The sequence below is a fragment of the Vibrio sp. Vb1026 genome (assembly GCF_033338745.1).
Lineage (GTDB): Bacteria > Pseudomonadota > Gammaproteobacteria > Enterobacterales > Vibrionaceae > Vibrio > Vibrio alginolyticus.
In genome coordinates this window covers 221,723-247,974 of sequence record NZ_JAWOTH010000005.1, presented here as the reverse complement: position 1 = coordinate 247,974, position 26,252 = coordinate 221,723, and the positions used below count along the sequence as shown (strand labels likewise).

The following is a 26,252-nucleotide window of genomic DNA, read 5'->3' as shown; positions in this document are numbered from 1 at the left end:
ATTTTTTATGTTTTCGCTGGATTTAAGCGCGATCTTTTACTTTTTCTCTCAGTTCCGCTTTTTCTGCTTCTGAAAGGAACGCAATCTCAAGGCCATTGATTTGCGCTTGGCGAATCTGGTCTTGGCTCAGACCAGCGGCTGGTGCTGCTACTTCGTATTCGTATGGCAGTTCGATGCCTTCAACCGCTGGATCGTCAGTGTTCAGACACGCAAGAACGCCATGCTCTAGGAACTGCTTGAGAGGGTGGTTTTCTAGCGTTTCTACTGTACTTGTTTGGTAGTTTGACGTCAGGCAAGATTCAATACCAATGCGGTTTTCTGCTAGGTAATCCATCAGTTTTGGATCGTGAATCGCTTTTACGCCGTGACCGATACGAGTTGCGCCCAGCTCATTGATTGCTTGCCACATGCTCTCTGCACCTGCTGCTTCACCAGCATGGACCGTTACCCCAAGGCCAGCATCGCGTACTTGCTTGAAGTGAGACACAAAGCGATCACCCGGTTGGCCTAGCTCGTCACCCGCAAGGTCGACGGCAACGATGTGATCTTTCTGGCTCAGAATGCCGTCCAGTTCTTGTTGACATGCGTCAGTGCCAAATGTGCGACTCATGATACCGATCAGGTTGGTTTTCACGCCAAAATCGCGCATACCCGCTTGCACACCGTCCACGACGGCTTCAACAACCCCCGCTACTGGTAGTTTGTGTTTCATCGCCATGTAGTAAGGAGAGAAACGCAGCTCTGCGTAATCGATTTGTGCGTTTAGCGCGTCTTCTACGTTTTCGTACGCGACACGACGACACGCATCTAGATCGCCCAGTACAGCAACACCCCAGTCGAGCTTAGAAAGGAAAGCAACAAGAGAGGGTTCCGCTTCGACAATTTGAACGTGAGGAGTGAGAGACTCAATATCGTACGCTGGTAGGGCAATGCCAAACTTTTGGCCTAGCTCAAGAATCGTTTTAGTACGAATGTTACCGTCGAGGTGACGGTGCAAATCAGTAAGAGGAAGGTTCTTCGTTATCATTTTGTCGATCCGGATAGTTATGAACTGGAACAGGGCCCAAACATCATCTGTGACAATACATGGGTAAGATTTGCAGTTAAGTATAAATAACAGTTGGGTAGATTGTCAGTAGAGGATGACTAGGGAATCAACGATTCTCGCTCTTTTCTACTTCATGTTCACCAAATGTGTTGGCCATTCTTCTAGTGGCATAGGGCGGCTGTAGTAGAAGCCTTGCACCTGATTACAGCCTAAAGAGCGCAGTAATTGTGCTTGATTGCTATCCTCGACACCTTCCGCGACGACATTAGTTTTGAGACCTGCTGTGATATTGATGACGGCAGCGACGACTGAACTGTTTAAGTTTTCTTGTGTGAGTTGATTGATGAAGGTGCGATCAATCTTCAAGCAGGTAAACGGCAGAGAGTGGAGGTAACCCAGTGATGAGTAGCCGGTGCCAAAGTCATCTATCGCGATACCAATACCCATTTCACGCAGTTTAGTCATATTTTCTAGTGTGGTCGGTGCGCTATCAATGATACGTGATTCTGTGATCTCTAGTGTGAGGTTACTTGCTGGTAATTTCGTGATATCCAATACGCTTGTCACCGTATCAACAAAACTTGGGCAAGATAGTTGATTAACGGAGATATTCACATGTAGTTGGAAGTCCGACGGCCACTGTTTGCTTTCGATCGCTTGGTAAGTGTCGCGACAAGCTTGTAACAGAATCTGTTGGCCGATGGCTTTGATCATGCCGCTTTCTTCCGCGATTGGGATAAAATCTAATGGTGACACCATACCTGAGTCGCTATGCCAACGCGCAAGTGCTTCGGCGCCACACACTGTGCCACTGACGAGATCCACAATCGGTTGGTAATGAGGAATAAACTCTCGGTTTTCAATGCCAGTTTGGATCTTGGTCAGCATTTGTGTACGAAACTTTGAAGCGCTCGCTAGTTCTGGGCTGTAGTGACAAACACCAGTCAGTGAGTCTTGTTTGGCGTAACTTAATGCGATGCTGGCGTTGCGTAACCATAAAGGCATGGTTTCGTTTGGCTGGGTTTGTACAATACCAAGTGAAATCTTCATCACTACATTCTCGCCTTCCACCATAAATGGGGTGGAAAAGAGTTGCTGTAATCGACGCTCGGTTTGTTTAATTTTGGTTTCCGTGTCGACATTTGAGAGAAACACCGCGAATTCGTCACCACCAATCCGAGCCAATAATGCGTTGTCACGAAACTGCTGTTTTAACCTTTTAGCGATGCTGACCAACAACTGGTCGCCGTTGTGATGACCCACACTGTCGTTGATATCTCTAAATTTGTTGATACCAAGTAAAAATAAACTGCCGTGACAAAGATCAGACTGATTTTCACAGATTTCGACCAAACCCTGACGGCTATATAAGCGTGTCAGAGAGTCATAAACCAACTGTTCACGCAATGCTTTGAATGAAGCTCTTAGATTGTTCGCCATTTCATTAAAAGCATGGACCAGTACGGTTGTCTCATACACATAACCAGGCTTTGGCATGCCGCTATCCCAATCCCCATTTGCCAGGTGCTGAGCGGCGGCGGCCGTCGCGTTAATTGGTCTGGTAACTCGGTTGAAAATGATCCAACTGATGGCGATACCAAATAGGCTTACAATAATGCCAACGAGCCAGCTCTCTTGCTGGCTTTTTGGTAACAGGCCGAGAAGCTCAGACTCCGAAATGGAGGTGCCGATAAACCATGTTAAGCCGTCTTGGTCTCGATACGGGGTTAGCCGACTGAAAATACGTTGGCCATCATGTTCAAATGAAAAAGTATAAGGTTGCTTGGTGTTGTTGAGATCGAAAGACCGGACTCGGCTCGCACTGATTTTGATGATCGGGTCTGCGTTTTCAGCGGCAAGCAAACGCTGCCCTTTATCCGAAAATTTTGTGCCCCATGAGATGACGCTTCCCGGGCCTGAGTGAGCGATTAAACGATGATCTGGGTCCATGATGTAGACCGACGCTTTAGTGTTGTATTTTAACTCGCGCAGGAATTCGTTGAATGTATTGATACGAATGTCTGTCACCAAAACACCAGCAAATTGGTCGTGTTTGTACACCGGCGTCATGGCTGATAGCGTAATATCCTGGCGTTCATCAGCATTGGTATAAATTTCAGACCAAGTGGCGTTTTGGCTCTCTGCAACGGGCTTATACCATGGGCGAGTGCGAGGATCGTATTGGGAGATAACCGTTCGAATGTTGTTACTCACATGGTTGGTTCCATAAATAACCAGATCACCATCGGTGTGGCGATCTTGCACCATTAAGGTGTAATCGTCGGAAAGTTCGCGGCGAAAGCCTGCAAAGTCGCCGTTTTCTGAACCAAATGCGATTACATCCAACTGCGGTATCGATTGGTAAAGATTTTTGAATGCACTTAGCAGGTAGTTTTGAATGTCTGAGGTATCGTGAGGGCGATAAAGGTTGTGATAGCTGACGTTGTGCGCGAGAGCCATAACCGCAGTAAAAGGCTTACGTAGATAGCTATTGAGGTGGTCGTGGACACTTTCGGTTAACACGGAAAGTTGCTTGTCACTGATATCCGTGACCACTTCTTCGTAACTTTGTTTTTGGACGTAGATAATGACACCGATCGCCAGTAAGAAGATCATGACAAATGGAATCAGAACAGCAGTACGCAGTGTAATTTGAGTCGTAGCAGTAGACATCGCCTAATCACATAGATGGTGGTGCGCCACAATTGTACTGATGTTTTTATTAATATCGAGTGACAAACGACGCTCGTTGTTAACGCACCACGTAAGTGATTGTCAGTACAATTCTTTTAATTTTCTGGTGAGTGTATTTCGCCCCCAGCCTAATACTTTAGCGGCATCTTGCTTATGACCTTTAGTGTGCTCTAAGGCTGCTTCTAATAAAATGCGTTCAAATTCTGGTAAAGCGTAAGAAAGTAGTTCTTTATCTCCTGCTGCGAGTGAATGCCGTGCCCAATCCGCCAATTGTTCTTGCCAACTACCATGTGCAGAGTCTGAAATGGATTTTTTCTCTTCTAGTAGTTCGCTTGGCAAGTCATTTGGTAACACCTCGCTACCACTGGCCATAACGGTTAACCAACGGCAAATATTCTCTAATTGACGCACGTTGCCAGGCCAATCAAGGCGGTTAAGAATCTCTACAGTCGACGGGTGGAGAGTTTTTGTTTCCACACCAAGCTCATCAGCCGCACGGATAAGAAAATGCTGTGTAAGCTTTTCAATGTCTTGCTTACGCTCACGCAGTGCCGGGATCTGAACGCGAATCACGTTTAAGCGATGAAATAGGTCCTCACGAAAGTCACCTTCGTGCACCAGCTTTTCTAAGTTCTGGTGTGTTGCCGCGACAATTCGTACATCGACACTGATCGGAGAGTGACCGCCCACTCGATAAAACTGCCCGTCAGCTAGAACGCGTAGTAAACGAGTTTGAATGTCCAATGGCATGTCGCCGATTTCGTCTAAAAATAGAGTGCCGCCATTGGCTTGTTCGAATCGTCCTTGACGAACATTGTTTGCCCCCGTAAACGCGCCTTTTTCGTGGCCAAACAGTTCTGATTCAATCAAGTCTTTGGGAATCGCCGCCATATTGAGCGCAATGAAAGGTTTGTTAGCACGTGGACTGTGACGGTGCAGTGCATGAGCAACGAGTTCTTTACCCGTGCCCGATTCACCGTTAATCAAGACTGAAATAGAGGAGCGAGAAAGACGACCAATGGCGCGAAACACCTCTTGCATCGCTGGTGCTTCACCGATAATTTCAGGCGTTTCTGCTGGAATGTCTTCTGGAGAGAGCTGCTCGCGTTTGTTTTCGTGGCTGTGTGCAATGGCTCGTTCAACCAGAGTTAAAGTTTCATCAATATCAAAAGGTTTTGGTAAATATTCAAAAGCACCTTTTTGGTACGCATTCACTGCCGCATCTAAATCTGAATGCGCGGTCATGATAATCACGGGAAGGTCTGGGTAATCGCGCTGTACTTGCTTTAGTAGCTCCAACCCATCAATACCTGGCATGCGAATGTCTGATACTAGAACATCCGGCACTTCGCGTTCGAGCGCCATTAACACGCTTTCTCCATCGGCATAGGTTTCACATTTGATGTTGGCAGAGGAGAGCGTTTTCTCCATTACCCAGCGAATTGAACTGTCGTCATCAACGACCCAAACATATCCTTTACTCATGTAGTAATCCTTGCAGCAAACCGAAAAACTGACGCGACTTGAAGTCCATTAGCGCACTCAGATCGGCAGATAAATAGTAAATGTTGTGTGACCAGGCCAGCTTTCTACGTCTATTTTTCCATTGTGCTGGTCGATCAAATTTTGCGAAATAGATAGCCCTAATCCAGTTCCTCCCTCGCGGCCACTGACCATGGGATAGAACAGCGTGTCTTGTAGTTCCGGTGGAATACCTGGGCCGTTGTCTGTGATTTCGACACGAGCAGCGAGTTTACAGCGTTTGCCGTGAATATTGGCTTGATGCACCGTTCTGGTGCGAATGGTTATTTTCCCGTGTTCTTGATGGCTAAGAATTTGTGCGGCGTTGCTGACGATATTAAGCATTGCCTGCTCGATTTGGTCTGTATCCATCAAAATCTCTGGCAAGCTTGGGTCATAATCTCGTTCAATGATGATTGAGCGTTGTGACTCTAATTCAACCAGTTGGCGAACCTTTTCAAGAATTTGGTGCAGATTCTCTTGTGTCTTCTTACCTGGCTTTTGCGGTCCTAGTAATCGATCCACGAGCGCCCTTAAACGGTCTGCTTGCTCAATGATGATGTGTGTATATTCGGTGAGAGAGGGCTCTGGCAGCATTTTTTCTAGCAATTGCGCCGCACCGCGTAAGCCGCCAAGCGGATTTTTAATCTCATGTGCAAGCCCTCGGACTAACAGCTTCGCCGCTTGTTGTTGGGCGTGTTGGTTCAGTTCTTGAGAGAGTCGGCGCTGCTGATCAATTTTGCGCATCTCGACCAGAAGCATCAACTGTTTTTGCCAAGTGATAGGGCTAACCGTCACCTCTAGCATTAAAGGGCGGCCATCAACAACGAAAGTGACGTCACTGTCGGTGATGCTTTGGCCACTTTGCAACGGTTGAGTGAGCAGCGCGAGATCCAGCGACGCATGCTGAATCAATTGAGAAAGTGATTGTTCAATAATTCGTTTGGCGCTTTGAGAAAACAGCAATTCGGCAGCCGGATTGGCATAACGGATGGCCAATCCATCATCAAGAATCAGCGTTGCTGTCACCATATTGTTGAGAATGGCACTAGGAAGACTGGTATCCACATTACGTCCTTGTTTTGCTTTAAGATTGTGCGATGCACAATAATGGTGCAATTGAACGTTAAGTATGGCGAATAAATCTTAGAAGAAAAAGTGAAAAGCACCGCTGAGATGTGATTTTTTTCACCAGATATTCTATTTTGCCCCTTTTACGGTCGGCTTAACACTTGCTCTATGTAAATGCACCGTTATAGGGCTAGTAGATGCAATAAGCTTGCCGCTTCTTTTCGCGTGCACAGCAAGTGTGTGAGTGCCTCGGTCAATATTGTTTAACTGCCACACTATATGGCTTTGTGGCGCACCATAAGGTTTTCCATCGAGTAACAATTGCAATTGCTCACCGATACTAAGCTTGCGATTGGTTTCTAATTGAATATTGATGATGCCTCGATTGCTGCGGATGGTCTCGTTGTGCTTGGGAGTCAGCATCGAGAGTTGTAATAGAAGAGGCTTCTCGGTTGTTTTCTCTGGCTTGTTTTGTGATGCAGTAGATGGCGTAGTCTGAGGTGCGAGCGATTCAGTACTTTCTACCTCAGGAGCTGGTGCGCTGGCTTCAAGGTTTGGCAGTGCGATCGCTTTTGCTCCTTTGTTTGGCGTATCACTAAAGTGAACCACGCCATTTTCATCTACCCACGTATACGCGACCTGCGCGAAGGCGATAGAGGCGATTAACAATCCGCTGAGTGCACACAGTGATGGAATAAGCTGAACTTTCATTGCTCACCTTCTCTTGTTCGATGATTTCACGTTTCAATGGCTTAGCTCTTTGACCTGTAAGGAAAAATTCTAAGCGTATTTTTATTATCCTCTTATGTTAAACGTCGAAGCTTGACTGGCGAATACAAAAAAGGCCCGCCTGCGAGGCGAGCCTAATATTTTATTGCTGTGTTTACATTTTACACAGTGTCGACCTTACACAGAGTAGTAAAGTTCGAACTCAACAGGGTGAGTTGTCATGTTCACACGCTCTACGTCCTGAGACTTAAGGTCGATGTATGAATCGATGAAGTCGTCAGAGAATACGCCGCCCGCTGTTAAGAACTCACGATCAGCATCTAGCTCTGCTAGTGCGTCTTTTAGTGAGTATGCAACAGTTGGGATTTCTGCTGCTTCTTCAGCTGGAAGATCGTAAAGGTCTTTATCCATCGCTTCGCCTGGGTGGATCTTATTCTTGATACCGTCAAGACCAGCCATAAGCATTGCTGCGAAACATAGGTATGGGTTCGCCGCTGGGTCACCGAAACGAACTTCGATACGACGTGCTTTCGGGCTTGGTACCACTGGGATACGGATTGAAGCAGAGCGGTTACGCGCTGAGTAAGCTAGCATTACTGGTGCTTCGAAGCCTGGTACAAGACGTTTGTACGAGTTTGTTGATGGGTTAGCGAATGCGTTGATTGCACGAGCGTGTTTGATGATACCACCGATGTAGTAAAGCGCCATTTCAGATAGACCGCCGTACTTGTCACCAGCAAATAGGTTTACGCCATCTTTTGCTAGAGACTGGTGAACGTGCATACCGCTGCCGTTGTCGCCAACAAGTGGTTTAGGCATAAACGTCGCTGTTTTACCAAACGCGTGAGCAACGTTGTGTACAACGTACTTGTAGATTTGGATTTCGTCAGCTTTGGTTGTTAGCGTGTTGAAACGAGTTGCGATTTCGTTTTGACCCGCCGTTGCCACTTCGTGGTGGTGCGCTTCAACAACAAGACCCATTTCTTCCATTACTAGACACATAGCAGAACGGATGTCTTGAGATGAATCTACTGGAGCTACTGGGAAGTAACCACCTTTAACGCCTGGACGGTGACCTTTGTTACCTTCTTCGTAGTCAGAACCTGTGTTCCATGCCGCTTCTACGTCGTCGATTTTGAAGAAAGAGCCTGACATGTCTGTCGAGAACTTCACGTCATCAAATAGGAAGAATTCTGGTTCAGGACCGATAAGTACAGTATCTGCAACACCTGTAGAACGCATGAAGTCTTCAGCGCGTTTTGCGATAGAGCGTGGGTCACGGTCGTAGCCTTGCATTGTTGCAGGCTCTAAGATGTCACAACGGATATTTAGTGTTGCGTCTTCCGTGAATGGGTCAAGCACAGCAGAAGATGCGTCAGGCATCATTACCATGTCTGATTCGTTGATACCTTTCCAGCCAGCAACTGATGAACCATCGAACATTTTACCTTCTTCGAAGAAGTCTGCGTCGATTTGGTGAGCAGGGATCGAAATGTGCTGCTCTTTACCTTTTGTATCAGTGAAGCGTAGGTCAACAAACTTAACTTCGTTTTCTTGGATCAGCGATAGAACGTTTTCTACTGACATCTTGGATAACCTCCAGTGTTAATAAGCGGTAAAAGCTCGATTTATGAATTATTCATGAAACCTGGCATTGATTAATCAATTTGACTTTTCATTAATCGATGCTGTTTTAACTAAAGCCAAAACCGTGCCAAAAAAAATATTCCATTAATTTCAAGCAATTGTGTTTTTGAATGCTAGTTTGGTGCACTTGCTTGCACCAAAATGATCTTTGCTTGCACTATTATGGTGCTAAAAATCATTGTTGCACCATAATGTGACAGGTACATTGCGTATTCAGCCCAGTTTTTGAGCAAGAGTCAATTTGAATTATGCATCGATTAGAATAAAGTTGCGTTTAATCAATTCGTTCTGAGGAAGAAAATGGGCATTAAGCGTAAAAATCGCAGAAATGCTCGGGAGTAGATCACATATTTCTAGGCTTTTTGCTAAAATCTGGTACATTATGGCCGTTTTTTTAATCAGCAAATGTCGCCAGAGAGCACCCGTTCTCAGCGTGGGGGCATTTCATCTATCTAAGTGAATCAATATCCATGGCTACTCCACAGATTGATAAATTAAGAAATATCGCGATCATCGCGCACGTTGACCACGGTAAAACCACGTTGGTTGACAAGCTGCTACAACAATCAGGCACGCTTGAGTCTCGCGGTGAAGCTGAAGAGCGAGTCATGGACTCGAACGACATCGAGAAAGAGCGCGGTATTACCATTCTTGCTAAAAACACAGCAATCGACTGGAACGATTACCGTATCAACATCGTAGATACTCCGGGACACGCGGACTTCGGTGGTGAAGTTGAGCGTATCATGTCGATGGTAGACTCTGTACTACTTATCGTTGACGCAGTTGATGGTCCAATGCCTCAAACGCGTTTCGTAACACAAAAAGCGTTTGCTCACGGTTTAAAACCAATCGTTGTAATCAACAAGATTGACCGCCCTGGTGCACGTCCTGATTGGGTTATGGACCAAGTGTTCGACCTGTTCGACAACTTAGGTGCAACTGATGACCAGCTAGACTTTAAAGTAGTTTACGCATCTGCACTTAACGGTTGGGCTTCTCTAGAAGAAGGCGAAACTGGCGAGAACATGGAACCACTATTCCAAACTATCGTTGATGTTGTTGACGCGCCAAATGTTGACCTTGATGGTCCACTACAGATGCAAGTTTCTCAGCTAGACTACAGCTCTTACGTTGGTGTTATCGGCGTGGCTCGCGTAACTCGTGGTAGCGTTAAACCAAACCAGCAGGTAACCATTATTGGTGCTGACGGTAAAACTCGCAACGGTAAAGTGGGTACAGTAATGGGCTACCTTGGCCTAGAGCGTCACGAAGTGGAACAAGCTAACGCGGGTGATATCATCGCAATCACTGGTCTTGGCGAGCTGAAAATTTCTGACACTATCTGTGCACAAAACGCAGTAGAAGCATTACCACCATTGTCTGTTGATGAACCAACAGTAACGATGACGTTCCAAGTAAACACGTCTCCATTCGCGGGTAAAGAAGGTAAGTTCGTAACGTCACGTAACATCCTTGAGCGTCTTGAGAAGGAATTGGTACACAACGTTGCACTACGCGTTGAGCAAACAGACGATCCAGATAAATTCCGCGTATCAGGTCGTGGTGAACTTCACCTTTCTATCCTGATCGAAAACATGCGTCGTGAAGGCTTTGAGCTTGCGGTATCTCGTCCAGAAGTAATCATCAAAGAAGAGGATGGTCAGTTGATGGAACCGTTCGAAACGGTAACTATCGACGTAATGGAAGAGCACCAAGGCGGCATCATGGAGAACATCGGCCTACGTAAAGGTGAGCTGAAAGACATGTCTCCAGACGGTAAAGGTCGTGTGCGTATGGACTTCGTTATGCCATCACGTGGTCTGATCGGTTTCCAAACGGAATTCATGACACTGACTTCAGGTTCAGGTCTTCTTTACCATACGTTTGATCACTACGGCCCTCACAAAGGCGGTAACATCGGTCAACGTGTAAACGGTGTACTAATCGCGAACGCGATGGGTAAAGCGCTAACTAACGCACTGTTCAACCTTCAAGAGCGTGGTCGTCTATTTATCGGTCACGGTGTTGAAGTTTACGAAGGTATGGTTATCGGTATTCACAGCCGTGACAACGACCTAACGGTAAACGCACTGAAAGGTAAGCAGCTAACCAACGTTCGTGCATCTGGTACCGATGACGCACAGGTTCTTACTCCGCCAATCAAGATGACTCTTGAGCAAGCACTAGAATTCATCGATGACGACGAGCTAGTAGAAGTAACGCCTGAAAGCATCCGTATCCGTAAGAAGTTCCTAACGGAAAGCGACCGTAAGCGTGCTTCTCGTGGCGCGAAATAATTTTCGTTAAGCGATTCAATTAAGAAGAAGCCTCGAGTTATGCTCGGGGCTTTTTGTTTTCTGGAGTTGAATATGAACCCGATTATTATTACCGGTGGGCCTGGTGCGGGAAAAACAACACTGCTGAATGCGCTAGACGCGTGTGGTTACGCCACGTTTCCAGAAGGGTCCCGCGACTTGATTGAGCAGCAAAGCCAGTTAGAAAATGGTATTTTGCCGTGGACGAATTTGCCTGAGTTTGCCAAGTTATGCCTTGGGTTGATGGACAAACAAAAGAGTGATGCGCGTTGTCATGATGTTGCGTTTGTTGATCGCGCCATCCCCGACATCATTGCATACCTACAAGTGGGCGGCTGTAAGGTTGATCAAGCTTTCTTAACCGAAAGCGCTGGGTACCATAGTCAGGTGTTTACTTGTCGACCTGAAGCATCCATTTACGTACAAGATGAAGTGCGTCCGCACAGCTTTGAAGAAGCATTGGAGATTCATCAGTCGTTAGTGAGTGTCTATACTGAGTTGGGTTATGAAGTGGTAGAAGTGCCATGGGGAACTGTACCAGAGAGGGTAGGCTTTGTTCGAAGAGTCATCGGTTTACTCGGTGAGGTCGCCGACTAAAACCTCCTCACTAGGAGGAGGTCTAAATCATTTACTTTTGATTGAGCTTTTGTAGGAATTTATCGGACTCTGCAATCGCTTCGTTCATTTGTTTGATCGCAAACTGGATGTCTTTCTCTAAGCTAGAGAACTCACCTTGCAAAGAACCAATCGCACTGGCGTTAAGGTTGTGTTTTAAGTACAACGTGTTGTCACGTAGCGTATCCAGTACCGGTGTCATCTTTTTCTCTGCACGCTTCATAGCGCTAAGCATGGTTTTGTACGAGGCTTTGGTTTCACGTAGTTTTTGCTCGCTTGAACGACGCAGTTTCGCACTCGAGTACAGCTCTAGCTCATCTTGCCACTCATCAAACAGTGCGCCGGATACGTCTTCAATCGCAGCAATACGGTCACGTACGTCTTGAGCCGCTTTTTCGCTATCTTCATATTTGTCATTGATGTTGTTGTAGACATTTTCTAGCTCACCACCATCAAAGTTGGTGATCGCAGACAAGGCTTCAAGTGCACTGGTGAATTCTTCTTGTGCATCTTGTTGAGATTCTTTGGCATCTTCGACGCGGTCGACCATAATATCTCGTTTATGATACCCAACCTGCTCCATTGCTGAGTAATAAGCAGATTGACACCCTGTTAAAGTGAAAATTGATAGTACAATTGCTAATAAATAAGGCATTCTTATGTCCTCGGCGCTAATTATGGGATGAACTATGAACCAGTTATCAGAGAGTTACAAGGCGAGATTAATCAATCTACTGCCAAGTTGCGTCGCGTTTTTTAAGTATCTTCTTAAGCGATTAACGCATGACCGTGTGAATGTGAACGCGGGCTATCTTGCCTACATTACCTTGTTATCCATCGTGCCAATGCTGACGGTATTGTTATCAATATTGTCGAAATTTCCCGTTTTTGCGAACGTTGGTGAGGTGCTGCAAGGCTACATTATTGAGAATTTTGTGCCAGCTTCTGGAGAAGCTGTACATACGGCATTACAGGAATTTGTGGCGAATACGGGCAAAATGAGCGCGGTTGGCGGTGGGTTTTTATTCATCGCAGCGGTCATGCTGATTTCCAACATTGATAAGAACTTAAACTACATTTGGCGAGTTAAAGACAAGCGCCGTTTAGTCTTTTCATTCTCTATGTATTGGATGGTACTCACGTTAGGGCCGATCATGGTCGGTGCGAGTATTGCGGCGACGTCGTACGTGACTTCGCTGCAAATTTTAGAGAACGAGACATTATCTGGTGCGTTTAATTTATTTCTGCGTTGGCTACCGTTGTTGCTGTCCTTTTTTGCTTTTCTTGGCTTGTATATTCTAGTGCCGAATAAAAAAGTACACCTCGCTCATGGTGCCATGGGGGCAGCAGTCGCCGCGATACTGTTCGAGTTGAGTAAAAAAGGCTTTGCACTCTACATCACTCAGTTTCCGTCTTATCAGCTCATCTACGGCGCGTTAGCGGCGATTCCTATCTTATTTGTTTGGGTGTATTTATGCTGGATGATCGTGTTATTGGGGGCGGAAGTTACGGCTGCGCTTGGTGAGCGAGAGCACTGGAGTGAAGATTTAGACATGATACACTCGACCGCTGAATCTCAGTTAACAGATGAAGGAAGCGAGAGTAGTGATAGCGCTAATTCAACGAGTCAGTGAAGCAGCCGTCCGTGTGGATGGTGAAGTCGTAGGAGAAATTGATCGTGGTCTGCTGGTCTTATTGGGCGTAGAGAAGGACGACGATGAAGCTAAAGCAAAGCGTTTAATGGAGCGTGTTACAACCTACCGTGTGTTCGAAGATGACGAAGGCAAGATGAACCTGAACGTTAAACAGGTGGAAGGTAAAGTGCTGGTGGTTTCTCAATTTACGCTGCCTGCGGATACAAAAAAAGGCACGCGAGCTGGCTTTTCTCGCGGTGCGCATCCTGTTGATGCAGAGCGCTTGTATGATTACTTTTCTGACTTGTGTGAAGAAGTCTTACCCACACAGCGTGGCCGCTTCGCTGCCGATATGAAAGTGTCCTTGGTGAATGACGGTCCTGTGACGTTTTGGTTGCAGGTCTAATCTGGTAACACAGGCGCCATAGTCTAAGCTTTAACTCCAAGCTCATGGAATTGGCTTGGAGTAATTTTTCCGACACTGATTAGTGTTGTGCTTTCAAAGGATTGATATGTTCAAACTCATTACTCCCAAAACCGATAATCAGATAAACAAGTATTATCAGTTTCGCTGGCAACTGCTTCGTGAGCCATGGCGTATGCCGATCGGCTCAGAGCGCGATGAATACGACGAAATGAGTCATCACCGCATGATTGTTGATGGTCGAGGTCGTCCTATGGCGATTGGCCGTTTATACATTACGCCGGACAATGATGGCCAGATCCGCTATATGGCGGTTAAAAATAATCGCCGTAGCAAAGGGATGGGTTCGCTGGTTTTGGTTGCACTAGAGTCGTTAGCACGCCAGGAAGGAGCGAAACGCTTGGTGTGTAATGCCCGTGAAGATGCCATCGCCTTTTATGAAAAAAATGGCTTTGAGCGTCGAGGCGAGCTAACCGATGAGCGTGGCCCTGTGCGCCATCAGCAAATGGTGAAGCAACTGGATCCGATGGCCAATGTGTTACGTCGCCCTGAATGGTGTACTGAGCTTCAACAGCGCTGGGAGCAACAAATCCCAATTAGCGACAAAATGGGGATCAAAATTAATCAGTACACGGGTTACCAGTTTGAATGCTGTGCGCAGCTTAATCCTAACCTTAATCCGCATAACACCATGTTCGCCGGGTCAGCTTTTACCTTAGCAACCTTGACAGGGTGGGGGATGACGTGGCTGCTGCTTAAAGAGCGTGGGTTGCACGGTGATATTGTGTTGGCCGACAGCTCTATTCGTTATCGTCAACCAGTCGAACAAAACCCCGTGGCGAGTACTTCGTTGGATGGGATCAGTGGTGACCTAGACCGATTGGAGTCGGGACGCAAAGCACGCATCGTTATTCACGTAGTGATTTATAGTGGTGACACGCCAGCTGTGGATTTTGTCGGTACCTATATGCTGATACCGAACTACTCGCAGTTACTCAGTTGCTGATGGGGTAAGCGCCGACTGATCTGCTGGGCGCTTATCTGTTTCACCTTCTTGCTCTGTCGGTGAGAGGGTTTGTTCTGCTGCGGAATTCGTGTCGGGTACTTCATCTTCTTCGATAACTTCTTCGTAAAGCTCTTCCTCTTGAGTCTCCAAATTGATGTTATCAATTACGATTGGCTGCTCGATGGAAGGTTCATTTTTCTGTGGAGTCTCAATATCAGTAGGCTCGGCCAGTTTTGATGCGTTCACGCACTCATTACGGTGGGTTTCGCCACTTAGTAGATCGCCTTCAATGTTTCCGCACGACTCTTCCAATTGATAAGTAATGCCACTTAGCGGGTTGTTGGCCATATCAAATGTTCCCCAAACCTTACCACTTATGGCTTTTCCTGAGATGGTGACCGGCGTTATGGCAACTTCCCCTCGTTGCGCGCTTAAACGCAGTGGACTTAAGGTAATGGCTTTGAGCGAATGATCCGCTTGGGACTTCAAGCGGGTATCTCGGAGATTGGCTTCCACTTCACCCGATAAGCTGTAGGCCAGCATGTTGCGATCACCTGATAACCCTTGTAGATCGAGGCTGAGATCGGAAAAACCATCAATAGCCAGTGTGTCGGGTAAAAAATAATCGTGGAAGAGCGATAAGGGAATACCATCAGCATTGACGTTGAGCGCCCAAGGTTGGCTCGGGGTACTCAAATCTATTTGTCCGATGCCTTCTACGTAGCCTTGCTCGAGTGGCGCAAAAAGGCGAGTCAATTGCCAAAAGCCATCTTTGCTTTGCATGGCAAGTGCTGCGTGAGACGTGAGTATTTGGTCATAGCTGGCGTTGACAACGCTGACTTCCAATTCGCCTTGCCAAAGGCCCCAACGTTGAGCAGACTGTTTAATATCAAGCTGTTGCCCTTCGATATTTAAACCGGAAAGTTGCCAATAAGGTTCGTGAGATAGCTGGATAATTTGGCTGCGCTCAATGTCGAGTCGTTCGATTGCAACATGCTCTAACTCGCTGGTGGCGGCGTGCCACCAATTTAGGTTGTCTTCTGGCTGTGTTGCCCACTTGAGGCCTTGAATAGAGGCTTCTTTGAGCTTCCATTGTGTTGGCGTGAACAATCCAGAAACTTGCACTCGACCTTGCTGCCAATCTAAGCTGAGCTCGTTGAGCTGGATTACTCCTGGCTCGATAGCGGCACTCAAACGTGGCTCTATTGCGGTTTGCTGCTGGAATCGAACGCTATCCGCCTGCAATGACACTTGAGCTTTTGTCTTCCAGAGAGACAGTGGCAGCGTGGCGTTTTCCACAGAAAGATCCAAGTTCTGCCAGTGCCAGTCGCCCCATTCAATATCGGCGTTAAGCAAATCTAAGCTATTAATATGATTAATGTTAAATGGTAGATCGTGCCAAGGTTTTGCAAGCAGTGATTGGCGCTGCGTATTACTCAGTTTCAGCTTGTTGATGGTCACATTTACTAAAGACCAGCCTTGAGGATACTGCTCCCCTTGCCCAGATATTTGACTGTTACGCCAGTTAAAAGAGGTGCCATAAAGCGTACTGTCTTGCGGTTTGTAGTCTATATCGACTAAGACTTGATTAAAGGCTTCGCCATTCCAATAGAGTTGGTCAGCTGCAAGTTGAACTTCGCCATATGGTATTAAATGACCATTCCATTGTGGTGATTGAATTTGAAGGTCAATGCCATTGGCAGAGAACTGCTCGTCGGCGTAATCAATATTTTTGAGCGCGATTTGATGGAATAAAACGTTGTCTAAAGGTGGGAGCTTTGGTGCGCCATACTGCAAGCTCATACCATCAATCAATAAACTATCAACGATCCATTTACCATCGCGATAAACATCGGGATTCATCCATAAATCGACTTGCTCGATGTAAGACGCATCGTCTCCGCTGGTGTTCACGCGTTGTAAAGTTAGGTGATAGGGAAAGCCATAACGCACGCTTCCGGCCCGGAAGGGAAGAGAAAAGGTGTTTGACAGCAAGCGCCAGGTTGCGTCCGCGTAAGATGTTGTTAGCAGCGCAATCGTAGCGGCTGGAATGGCAACTAAGATAACCAGTAACAGAAGTAGAACTCGACGCGCTGTTTTCATCTTTGCTAGAACCTACGTGTGTTATGAAATAAAACTAGATAGGCTTTAGCTTGTATCAATATTCTGTGGTATTCAATAAAAAGCCCCTCAAAAGAGGGGCTTGAAGCAATTTTTGTAACTTGGCCTACGTAAAGGTGATAAGTTAATGCCAACTTTTCACTGCGTTTACGCGACGTCGCTGTTACTCGATTTAATCAATCTGAGGACCAGCCGCAACCAGAGATTTACCTTCAGCGTTGTCTGTGTACTTATCAAAGTTATTGATAAAGCGCGCTGCTAAATCTTTCGCTTTGCTTTCCCACTGAAGTGGGTCAACGTACGTGTCGCGAGGGTCTAGAATGCTAGGATCCACACCTGGTAGTGACGTTGGTACTTCAAGGTTGAAGATTGGAATGTGCTTAGTTGGTGCTTCTTCAATCGAACCATCAAGAATGGCATCAATAATTCCGCGTGTATCTTGAATAGAGATACGTTTGCCAGTGCCGTTCCAACCAGTATTCACTAGGTAAGCCTCAGCGCCCGCTGCTTCCATGCGTTTTACCAGTACTTCCGCGTATTTTGTTGGGTGGAGCGTTAGGAACGCCGCGCCGAAACAAGCAGAGAAAGTTGGTGTTGGCTCAGTAATACCGCGCTCTGTTCCCGCTAGTTTGGCGGTAAAGCCAGACAGGAAGTGGTACTTAGTTTGCTCAGGTGTCAATTTAGATACTGGAGGCAGTACGCCAAATGCATCGGCTGATAGGAAGATCACTTTATTCGCGTGACCGCCTTTTGATACTGGCTTAACGATATTATCGATATGGTAGATAGGGTAAGAAACACGTGTGTTTTCTGTTTTCGAACCATCATCAAAGTCGATAGAGCCATCGCCACGTACTGTTACGTTTTCTAGCAGTGCATCACGACGAATTGCATTGTAGATGTCCGGCTCTGCTTCTTTCGAAAGTTTGATGGTTTTTGCGTAACAACCACCTTCGAAGTTGAAGACACCGTCATCATCCCAGCCGTGCTCATCATCACCAATTAGCGCACGTTTAGGATCAGTCGACAGGGTCGTTTTACCTGTACCAGATAGACCGAAGAATACTGCTACATCGCCATCTTTGCCCATGTTAGCGCTACAGTGCATTGATGCGATGTCTTTTAGTGGAAGGAAGTAGTTCATCATGGCGAACATACCTTTCTTCATTTCACCGCCGTACCAAGTACCACCGATAAGTTGCATGCGCTCGGTTAGGTTAAATACGGTGAAGTTTTCTGAGTTCAGGCCTTGCTCTTCCCATTTTGGATTAGTGCATTTTGCGCCATTCATTACTACGAAGTCTGGTTCAAATGTCGCTAATTCTTCTTCTGTCGGGCGAATAAACATGTTTTTAACGAAGTGCGCTTGCCATGCGACTTCTGTGATAACACGAATGCTCAAACGTGTATCTGGGTTTGCACCACAGTAACCGTCAACAACAAACAAGCGTTTGTTAGAAAGCTGGTTTGTGACCAGTTCTTTTAGCTCGTCCCACACTTCAGGAGTGATTGGTTTGTTATCATTTTTCACTTGATCAGACGTCCACCACATATGTTCTTCTGTCGTAGCGTCTTTGACGATGTATTTATCTTTTGGTGAGCGACCAGTAAAGATGCCAGTGTCAACGGCAACCGCACCTAGTTCAGTAACCACGCCGCGCTCATAACCGGTTAGGTCTTCACGCGTTTCTTCCTCAAACAACATTTCGTAGCTTGGGTTGCGAATAACCTCTTTTACGTTATGCAGTCCGTGCTTGGTTAGATCAAGTGTTGCAGCCTTAGTATGTTCCATAACGGTCATAGGTGCTCCTTATAAGGATTTTGTAGGGATTTTGTAAGAATGTTTTAATTTTAATCTGCTCACCATGCTAGCAACGGGGCGGGGAGAAAACAGGGAGATAGCTCAAAATTTACCCATGATTTCAATAAGGTTTTAGGTAACCCGTCACATATTGGTGGGAATAGTCTATCGTGCACGCAATCCTTTGCGCTAGGGCAAAATCATTATTAATTGTTTAAAATTAAGCAGTTGTTTTATTACGCTTGAGGCTAGTTATTACGAGGGGTTGATCACAAAAAGGCCAGCATTAAGCTGGCCTTTTGTAGGGTAAATTACGTGCTTGATAAGCTATGTAAATTAATGCAGGGTTTTCTTGTCTGTAGAAGCTTGTGCATACAGTTCAGTGACTTCAGATTCGTCGAACGTATAAGTTGTGCCACAGTAATCACAATGTAAAGAAACTGATCCAACTTCTGCCAAAATGTCATAAATTTCAGCTTTCTCAACGGTGATGATTGCGGCACCGCTACGCTCACGAGAACAGCCACAATGGAACTCGACAGGTTGCGGCTCGTACAGACGTACTTTGTCTTGGTTATATAGTCGATACAATAACTCGTTCGCTTCTAAACCAAACAATTCTTCATCTTTTACTGTGTCAGTGAGCTGCTCCAGATGTTCGAAATCATCTGGAGAGCCAGTGCCGTCAGGGATCACTTGAATCAACATACCTGCTGCGTGTGCTTTGCCTTCATGCTCACCAGTGCGGATCCATAGGCGCGTTTTTAACTGCTCTGAGTTTGCAAAGTAGCCTTCTAGCACTTCTGCTAAAGTGTCACCTTCTAGTCCAACGACGCCTTGGTAACGCTCGCCGTTTTTCGGTTCGATGGTGATCACAAGGTAGCCCTTACCCATTAGATCGTGAATGTTTGCGTCATCGGCAACATCGCCTTCCCAGCGAGCTACGCCACGAACACGTTGGTTATGGTCACCGTTGATAACGGCAAGAGACACAGGACCGTCGCCTTGTAGCTGGATGGTGATCGAACCTTCGAACTTAAGAGTGGCAGTTAAAAGAGTAGTTGAAACGAGTAGCTCACCCAGCAGTTTCTCTATTGCTGCCGGATATTCCTTGCTGGAGATAACACGTTGGTACGCTTCATCCAATTGTACCAACTCGCCACGTACTGAAAGATCTTCGAATAGGTAGCGGTTTAAAACATTATTTGCCATGGAGTGCTTTCCTCGTTGGTAATTCCGGCTTTTATTGGTGTTTGAACTTAATGATGTCTCGGCGCTGCTTTTTATCTGGGCGGCGTTCCGGACTTGGGTTGTGGGCATTAAGCTTACGTTGAGTCGCGTGTTCCTCACGTTTCGCGATACTCTCATTGGTTTCGCGATATAAGGTTTGTGCGATGGGAGCGCCTCGGCGTTGATCTGAGATTTGTTCGATTATCACGATTTTTTCTTCGTTGCCTTGACGAAGTCTGACTTCAGCGCCCACTTCAACGATTTTACTCGGCTTGCTTCGTTGGCCATTATAGTGGACTTTACCGCCATCGACCATGTTACGCGCGATGGAGCGGGTTTTGTAAAATCTTGCGGCCCATAGCCATTTATCTAGCCTAACGGCTTCATTTAGGGAACTCATAGAACACTACGCTATCTAATCACTGCCCGAATACGGCAATGAGTGATGGATTATTCACCTACAGATGGAGTCAAGGCGTATTTTTTTCAAGGGAGTTGGCAAAAACTGCATAAGAAAAAGGTATGAAAGACAACTTGTGATATAGTTCACTGCTCTTTGTTGAGTAATAATTTTATTGCAAATTTAGCAATTTAAAGTCGATAGCTATCGTTATAGCTTAAATGACGGACGTTAGAATAAAGGAATCCATTCAGTGAAACGTTTAGAGCTAAGTGCAGGATTATCAAGCAGACCGCTACTGGCTCAGATCAAGTCCAATCATTATACCATTCAAGCCAAACTTAGCTTGTTGCTTACCTGTCTGTTTATTGCGATAACCGGATGGATACTTGGCAAAATTGTGTGGTTAGCCATACCTCAATCGTCGGAAGTGCCGCAATGGCGTCCATCGGCGAGTAGCGTTACTGCGAGCAATAAAGGCGACGCGATAGATTTTAATGCCCTTCAGAATGCCAACCTATTCGGTAAATTCACTGAGCAAAAAGCGGCAGTTGTAGAACAGCCCATTGTTAAAGACGCCCCTAAGACGCGCCTTAACCTCACGCTAGTCGGTGCGGTCGCAAGTAGTGATGCCAACACTAGCCTTGCTGTTATTGCTAACCGAGGTAAGCAAGCTACGTATGGTTTGGGTGAAGAAATCGAAGGGACACGTGCGACACTAAAAGCGGTATTGGTGGATCGCGTCATCATTGATAATCAAGGTCGAGACGAGACCTTAATGATGGAAGGTATAGAATATAAGAAGCTATCTGAATCGCCGCAGGTAGCTAGGGCGCAAGCTCAGCGAGCAGAAGCAGCGACGTCTGACGTTGGAGAGAAATTAGAGCAAATCCGCGAGGAAATTGCGAAAGATCCACAAAGCGTTTTTAAATACATCACCATTTCACCCGTCAAAAAAGACGGAGACATTGTTGGTTATCGAGTATCACCTGGTCGTGATGCCGCATTATTTAATGATGTAGGGCTACAACCTGGCGATATTGCGGTTCAACTGAACGGGATCGATTTAAGTGACCCGTCTTCTTCAGTACAACTGATGCAAGTGATGAGCGATCCGCAAGAATTAAATTTAACTGTTGAGCGAGACGGCCAACAGTACGATATCTATATCCAATTGTAAGACTTAGGCAACCGGCGTAAGTTCAGGGAGACATACGTGAAACATTGGTTCAGCAAAAGTGCTTGGCTACTAGCAGGAAGTTTACTCTGCGTACCAGGTGCAATGGCAAACGAATTTAGTGCGAGCTTTAAAGGCACTGATATTCAAGAATTCATCAACATAGTGGGTCGTAACCTCGAAAAGACCATCATTGTTGATCCTTCAGTACGCGGTAAAATCGATGTCCGCAGCTATGACGTACTTAACGAAGAGCAATATTACAGCTTTTTCCTTAATGTCCTTGAAGTATACGGTTACGCAGTCGTAGAGATGGACAATGGGGTACTTAAGGTTATCAAAGCAAAAGACTCAAAAACCTCAGCAATCCCTGTGTTAGGTGATGGCAGCGCGCAAGGCGATAGTGTTATCACTCGAGTTGTCGCGGTGCGTAATGTGTCGGTCCGTGAGTTGTCTCCTCTACTTCGTCAGCTGATTGATAACGCCGGTGCCGGTAACGTGGTTCATTATGATCCAGCGAATATTATCTTGATTACTGGTCGTGCGGCAGTAGTGAATCGCTTAGCAGAGATCATCAAGCGTGTTGACCAAGCCGGCGATAAAGAAATTGAATTGGTGGAGCTGCGTAATGCATCTGCTGCTGAAATGGTACGCATTGTCGAAGCACTGAATAAAAGTGCGAATCAGAAAAGCACGCCAGAGTTCCTTGAACCTAAAATTGTGGCCGATGAACGTACTAACGCGATTTTAATTTCTGGTGATCCAAAAGTAAGAGCCCGCTTGAAACGTTTGATTCGTCAACTTGATGTTGAAATGGCGACAAAAGGTAACAACCGAGTTGTGTACCTGAAAAATGCGAAAGCTGAAGATTTGGTGGATGTATTGAAAGGTGTTTCCGATAACCTGCAAGCTGAAAAACAAGCCGGTCAGAAAACATCAGGTGCATCGCGTGGTGAGGTCGTCATTGCTGCTCACGCTGCAACTAACTCGTTAGTTTTAACAGCGCCACCAGATATTATGATGGCATTACAAGACGTCATTTCTCAACTCGATATTCGTCGTGCTCAGGTTCTTATTGAAGCGTTAATTGTCGAAATGTCTGAAGGTGATGGTATTAACCTAGGTGTTCAGTGGGGTTCATTAGAAACGGGTGCTGTAATTCAGTACGGTAACTCAGGAGCCCCGATTGGTCAGGTGATGGTTGGGCTAGAAGAAGCAAAAGATCAAACCCGAACTGAATACTATACCAACTCTAATGGCGAACGAACGCCATATGATGTTACTGAATCAGGTGACTACTCTACGCTAGCGTCAGCACTTAGCGGAGTAAATGGTGCGGCAATGAGTATTGTCATGGGTGACTGGACAGCGCTAATTAGTGCTGTTGCTTCTGACTCCAACTCAAACATTCTATCTTCTCCGAGTATTACCGTAATGGATAATGGCGAAGCATCATTTATTGTGGGTGAAGAGGTTCCGGTTATTACGGGCTCTACGGCTGGCTCAAACAACGACAACCCATTCCAAACGGTTGACCGTAAAGAAGTCGGTATCAAACTCAAAGTAGTGCCACAAATTAACGAAGGTGACTCTGTACAGTTAAACATTGAACAAGAAGTTTCCAACGTATTAGGCGCAAACGGTGCGGTTGACGTTCGCTTTGCTAAACGACAGTTAAACACCTCTGTCATGATCCAAGATGGTCAGATGTTGGTTCTTGGTGGTTTGGTCGATGAACGCGCACTTGAAAGTGAGTCTAAAGTGCCGCTATTGGGTGACATTCCGGTACTTGGCCATCTGTTCAAGTCAACTAGCACGCAAACAGAAAAACGTAACTTGATGGTGTTCATCAAGCCGACGATTATTCGCGATGGTGTGACGGCCGACGGTATTACGCAGCGTAAATACAACTTTATTCGCGCAGAACAGCTTTACAAAGCGGATCAAGGTTTGAAGTTGATGGCTGACGAGAAGATCCCGGTTATGCCTGCCTTTGGCCAGGAGCGTCAGCACCCAACAGAGATTCAAGCGTTTATTGATCAAATGGAAAACAACTAATGGTTGATATGTTAGACACAGCGCCAAGTATGCGTCGTCTGCCATTCAGTTTTGCCAACCGCTTTAAACTGGTGCTGGAGACAGAGCATCCTGAGCGTCCACCTATTCTTTACTATGTCGAGCCGCTTAACCCTGCGGCTCTGGTTGAAGTCCGTCGTGTATTAAAGAAAAGCTTCGTACCGCAACCTATTGATAAAGAAGCCTTTGATAAAAAGCTGACTGAAGCATATCAACGCGACTCGTCTGAAGCGCGTCAGTTGATGGAAGATATTGGTGCTGATAGCGATGATTTCTTCTCTTTGGCTGAAGAACTGCCGCATGATGAAGACTTATTAGAATCGGAAGACGATGCGCCAATCATCAAATTGATCAACGCCATGTTGGGCGAAGCGATCAAAGAAGGTGCGTCGGATATTCATATTGAGACGTTCGAGAAAACCCTTTCGATTCGTTTCCGTGTCGATGGCGTATTGCGTGAAGTTCTGACCCCAAGTCGTAAGCTAGCGCCTTTGCTGGTTTCTCGTGTGAAGGTTATGGCTAAACTAGATATCGCAGAAAAGCGTGTGCCTCAAGATGGCCGTATTTCGTTGCGTATCGGTGGTCGTGCGGTGGACGTGCGTGTATCGACGATGCCGTCCTCTCATGGGGAGCGCGTGGTAATGCGTCTGTTGGATAAAAACGCGACTCGTCTTGATTTACATAGTTTGGGCATGACCCCTTCAGTGCATGACAACTTCCGTCACTTGATTGGCCGCCCTCACGGTATCATCTTGGTGACGGGCCCGACAGGTTCTGGTAAATCCACCACCTTGTACGCTGGCTTGCAAGAGATCAATAGCAACGAACGCAACATTCTAACGGTTGAAGACCCGATCGAATTTGATATTGATGGCATCGGTCAAACTCAGGTGAACCCAAAGGTCGACATGACGTTTGCGCGCGGCTTGCGTGCCATTCTGCGTCAGGACCCGGATGTGGTGATGGTCGGTGAGATCCGTGACTTAGAAACCGCACAAATTGCAGTGCAAGCGTCCTTAACGGGTCACTTGGTAATGTCGACTCTCCACACCAACACCGCAGTGGGTGCGATTACGCGTCTACGTGATATGGGTATTGAGCCATTCCTTATTTCTTCTTCGTTATTAGGGGTGCTAGCGCAGCGCTTAGTTCGAACGCTTTGTCCAAGCTGTAAAGAGCCGTATGAAGCCGATGCGGAACAGAAAAAACTGTTTGGTATGGAAGCGCATGAACCGTTAGAACTGCACCGAGCAAAAGGCTGTGAAGCGTGTAACCAAAAAGGCTACCGAGGTCGAACAGGTATCCACGAGCTCATTATGGTTGATGAGCAAGTGCAAGAGTTGATTCACCGAGAGTCTGGTGAGCAAGAAATTGAGAGAGCCGTTCGCGCCCATACGCCAAGTATTCGCAGCGATGGTTTAAGCAAAGTGCGTCGTGGCATTACGTCACTTGAAGAAGTGATGCGAGTGACGAAGGAAACCTAATGGCGGCATTTGAGTACAAAGCGCTAGATGCAAAAGGCAAGCATAAAAAAGGCACGATAGAAGGGGATAACGCCCGACAAGTGCGCCAGCGACTCAAAGAGCAAGGGATGATCCCGATTGAAGTGGTTGAGACGAAAGCTAAATCGGCTAAGTCTTCAGGTTCAGTCAGCTTTAAGCGCGGCATCTCAACATCTGAGTTAGCACTCATCACACGTCAATTGTCTACGCTAGTCCAATCAGGAATGCCTTTGGAAGAGTGTTTGCGTGCGGTCTCTGAGCAGGCTGAAAAGCCGAGGATTCGTTCTATGTTGGCTGCGGTTCGCTCGAAAGTAACTGAGGGTTATCCGCTCGCCGACAGTTTTGCCGATTACCCACACGTGTTTGATGAACTGTACCGCTCCATGGTTGCGGCGGGCGAAAAATCAGGTCACCTCGATACCGTATTAGAGCGTTTGGCAGACTACGTCGAAAACCGCCAAAAGATGCGATCTAAATTGCTTCAAGCCATGATTTATCCTGTAGTTTTGGTGGTATTCGCGGTTGTCATCGTTTCGTTCTTATTGGCGACAGTTGTTCCTAAAATCATTGAACCCATCATTCAGATGGGCCAAGAGTTACCTCAATCGACGCAATTTTTACTGGCAGCCAGTGAGTTTGTGCAAGATTGGGGGCTGATTATTTTCGTTGTGCTGGTGGCGCTTTTCTATGGCCTCAAACTGGCGTTGCAAAAGCCAGACTTTCGCTTAGCTTGGGACAGAAAAATCTTGAGCTTACCGCTAATAGGTAAGATCTCTCGAGGTTTGAATACCGCACGATTCGCACGAACACTTTCGATCTGTACTTCCAGTGCGATTCCAATTCTCGAGGGTATGCGCGTTGCGGTAGATGTTATGTCTAACCGTTATGTGAAGCAGCAAGTCTTGCTTGCAGCGGATAACGTCCGAGAGGGCGCTAGTTTGCGTAAGGCGTTGGACCAAACTCGCTTGTTTCCACCAATGATGCTACACATGATCGCCAGTGGTGAGCAAAGTGGTGAATTAGAGAGCATGTTGACGCGGGCAGCCGATAACCAAGATCAAAACTTTGAATCAACAGTCAATATTGCTCTGGGTGTGTTTACTCCTGCGCTGATTGCATTAATGGCTGGATTAGTGTTGTTCATTGTGATGGCGACCTTGATGCCAATGCTAGAAATGAATAACTTGATGAGCGGATAATTTCGAATTAAGACGTGTCTACTAACGGCATGGCTTTAA

Annotated in this window: 20 protein-coding genes; 9 read left to right on the top strand and 11 right to left on the bottom strand. The window is 46.4% G+C overall.

What is annotated here, in order from left to right:
• Positions 1-22 precede the first annotated feature (22 nt).
• The 6 genes from add to glnA all read right to left on the bottom strand — a co-directional run bounded on the left by add (position 23) and on the right by glnA (position 8,650).
• Positions 23-1,027, bottom strand: a complete 1,005-nt coding sequence (add, locus tag R7E47_RS11070; protein ID WP_318084289.1) for an adenosine deaminase — start codon at positions 1,025-1,027, stop codon at positions 23-25.
• Positions 1,028-1,174: 147 nt separating this feature from the next.
• The gene (locus R7E47_RS11065) at positions 1,175-3,721 is read right to left on the bottom strand and encodes an EAL domain-containing protein (RefSeq protein ID WP_318084288.1); all 2,547 of its coding nucleotides are present in this window, start codon (positions 3,719-3,721) and stop codon (positions 1,175-1,177) included.
• A 102-nt stretch (positions 3,722-3,823) separates the two neighbouring features.
• Positions 3,824-5,227, bottom strand: a complete 1,404-nt coding sequence (glnG, locus tag R7E47_RS11060) for a nitrogen regulation protein NR(I) (RefSeq protein ID WP_005379267.1) — start codon at positions 5,225-5,227, stop codon at positions 3,824-3,826.
• A 57-nt stretch (positions 5,228-5,284) separates the two neighbouring features.
• On the bottom strand, positions 5,285-6,331 hold the full coding sequence (gene glnL, locus R7E47_RS11055) for a nitrogen regulation protein NR(II) (protein ID WP_017821940.1): 1,047 nt from the start codon (positions 6,329-6,331) through the stop codon (positions 5,285-5,287).
• A gap of 132 nt (positions 6,332-6,463) precedes the next feature.
• Positions 6,464-7,045: a DUF4124 domain-containing protein gene (locus R7E47_RS11050; protein WP_318084287.1), complete on the bottom strand. Its 582-nt coding sequence runs from the start codon at positions 7,043-7,045 to the stop codon at positions 6,464-6,466.
• Between the two features lie 195 nt (positions 7,046-7,240).
• The gene (gene glnA / locus R7E47_RS11045; RefSeq protein WP_005379275.1) at positions 7,241-8,650 is read right to left on the bottom strand and encodes a glutamate--ammonia ligase; all 1,410 of its coding nucleotides are present in this window, start codon (positions 8,648-8,650) and stop codon (positions 7,241-7,243) included.
• Between the two features lie 530 nt (positions 8,651-9,180).
• On the opposite strand from glnA, the gene typA reads away from it, so the two are divergent.
• Both typA and R7E47_RS11035 read left to right on the top strand, forming a co-directional pair.
• Positions 9,181-11,010 carry a translational GTPase TypA gene (gene typA / locus R7E47_RS11040; RefSeq protein WP_005379276.1) on the top strand — a complete coding sequence of 610 codons (1,830 nt, stop codon included), beginning with the start codon at positions 9,181-9,183 and terminating at the stop codon, positions 11,008-11,010.
• A gap of 72 nt (positions 11,011-11,082) precedes the next feature.
• On the top strand, positions 11,083-11,625 hold the full coding sequence (locus R7E47_RS11035) for an AAA family ATPase (protein WP_031779018.1): 543 nt from the start codon (positions 11,083-11,085) through the stop codon (positions 11,623-11,625).
• 31 nt (positions 11,626-11,656) lie between these two features.
• Here the strand turns inward: R7E47_RS11035 and R7E47_RS11030 are convergent, their stop codons facing one another.
• Positions 11,657-12,298, bottom strand: coding sequence for a DUF2959 domain-containing protein (locus R7E47_RS11030; protein WP_005382972.1), 642 nt, complete (start codon positions 12,296-12,298; stop codon positions 11,657-11,659).
• A 34-nt stretch (positions 12,299-12,332) separates the two neighbouring features.
• On the opposite strand from R7E47_RS11030, the gene R7E47_RS11025 reads away from it, so the two are divergent.
• The 3 genes from R7E47_RS11025 to R7E47_RS11015 all read left to right on the top strand — a co-directional run bounded on the left by R7E47_RS11025 (position 12,333) and on the right by R7E47_RS11015 (position 14,707).
• Positions 12,333-13,277: a virulence factor BrkB family protein gene (locus R7E47_RS11025; RefSeq protein ID WP_005379281.1), complete on the top strand. Its 945-nt coding sequence runs from the start codon at positions 12,333-12,335 to the stop codon at positions 13,275-13,277.
• Positions 13,249-13,683 carry a D-aminoacyl-tRNA deacylase gene (dtd, locus tag R7E47_RS11020; RefSeq protein WP_005379282.1) on the top strand — a complete coding sequence of 145 codons (435 nt, stop codon included), beginning with the start codon at positions 13,249-13,251 and terminating at the stop codon, positions 13,681-13,683. The genes R7E47_RS11025 and dtd overlap by 29 nt, the downstream gene beginning before the upstream one ends.
• 106 nt (positions 13,684-13,789) lie before the next feature.
• Entirely contained in the window at positions 13,790-14,707 is a 918-nt protein-coding gene (locus tag R7E47_RS11015; protein WP_005379283.1) for a bifunctional GNAT family N-acetyltransferase/hotdog fold thioesterase, read from the top strand.
• Here R7E47_RS11015 and R7E47_RS11010 read toward each other — a convergent pair.
• The 4 genes from R7E47_RS11010 to hslR form a co-directional block, all read right to left on the bottom strand.
• Entirely contained in the window at positions 14,693-16,810 is a 2,118-nt protein-coding gene (locus R7E47_RS11010; protein WP_318084286.1) for an AsmA family protein, read from the bottom strand. The genes R7E47_RS11015 and R7E47_RS11010 overlap by 15 nt on opposite strands.
• Positions 16,811-17,000: 190 nt before the next feature.
• On the bottom strand, positions 17,001-18,629 hold the full coding sequence (pckA, locus tag R7E47_RS11005; RefSeq protein WP_005379288.1) for a phosphoenolpyruvate carboxykinase (ATP): 1,629 nt from the start codon (positions 18,627-18,629) through the stop codon (positions 17,001-17,003).
• Positions 18,630-18,965: 336 nt separating this feature from the next.
• Positions 18,966-19,841, bottom strand: coding sequence for an Hsp33 family molecular chaperone HslO (gene hslO, locus R7E47_RS11000; protein ID WP_005379290.1), 876 nt, complete (start codon positions 19,839-19,841; stop codon positions 18,966-18,968).
• Between the two features lie 31 nt (positions 19,842-19,872).
• Positions 19,873-20,259, bottom strand: a complete 387-nt coding sequence (hslR, locus tag R7E47_RS10995) for a ribosome-associated heat shock protein Hsp15 (protein ID WP_005379292.1) — start codon at positions 20,257-20,259, stop codon at positions 19,873-19,875.
• Positions 20,260-20,512: 253 nt separating this feature from the next.
• Here hslR and gspC point away from each other — a divergent pair, with 253 nt between their 5' ends.
• Genes gspC through gspF form a run of 4 tightly spaced genes read left to right on the top strand, consistent with a single transcriptional unit; the run spans position 20,513 to position 26,213 of the window.
• Entirely contained in the window at positions 20,513-21,439 is a 927-nt protein-coding gene (gene gspC / locus R7E47_RS10990; RefSeq protein WP_203346744.1) for a type II secretion system protein GspC, read from the top strand.
• 36 nt (positions 21,440-21,475) lie between these two features.
• Positions 21,476-23,494, top strand: coding sequence for a type II secretion system secretin GspD (gspD, locus tag R7E47_RS10985; protein ID WP_005379295.1), 2,019 nt, complete (start codon positions 21,476-21,478; stop codon positions 23,492-23,494).
• Entirely contained in the window at positions 23,494-24,996 is a 1,503-nt protein-coding gene (gene gspE, locus R7E47_RS10980; RefSeq protein ID WP_005379296.1) for a type II secretion system ATPase GspE, read from the top strand. The genes gspD and gspE overlap by 1 nt, the downstream gene beginning before the upstream one ends.
• A complete protein-coding gene (gene gspF / locus R7E47_RS10975; RefSeq protein WP_005382993.1) occupies positions 24,996-26,213 on the top strand; it encodes a type II secretion system inner membrane protein GspF in 1,218 nt (405 codons plus the stop codon). The genes gspE and gspF overlap by 1 nt, the downstream gene beginning before the upstream one ends.
• Positions 26,214-26,252 lie beyond the last annotated feature (39 nt).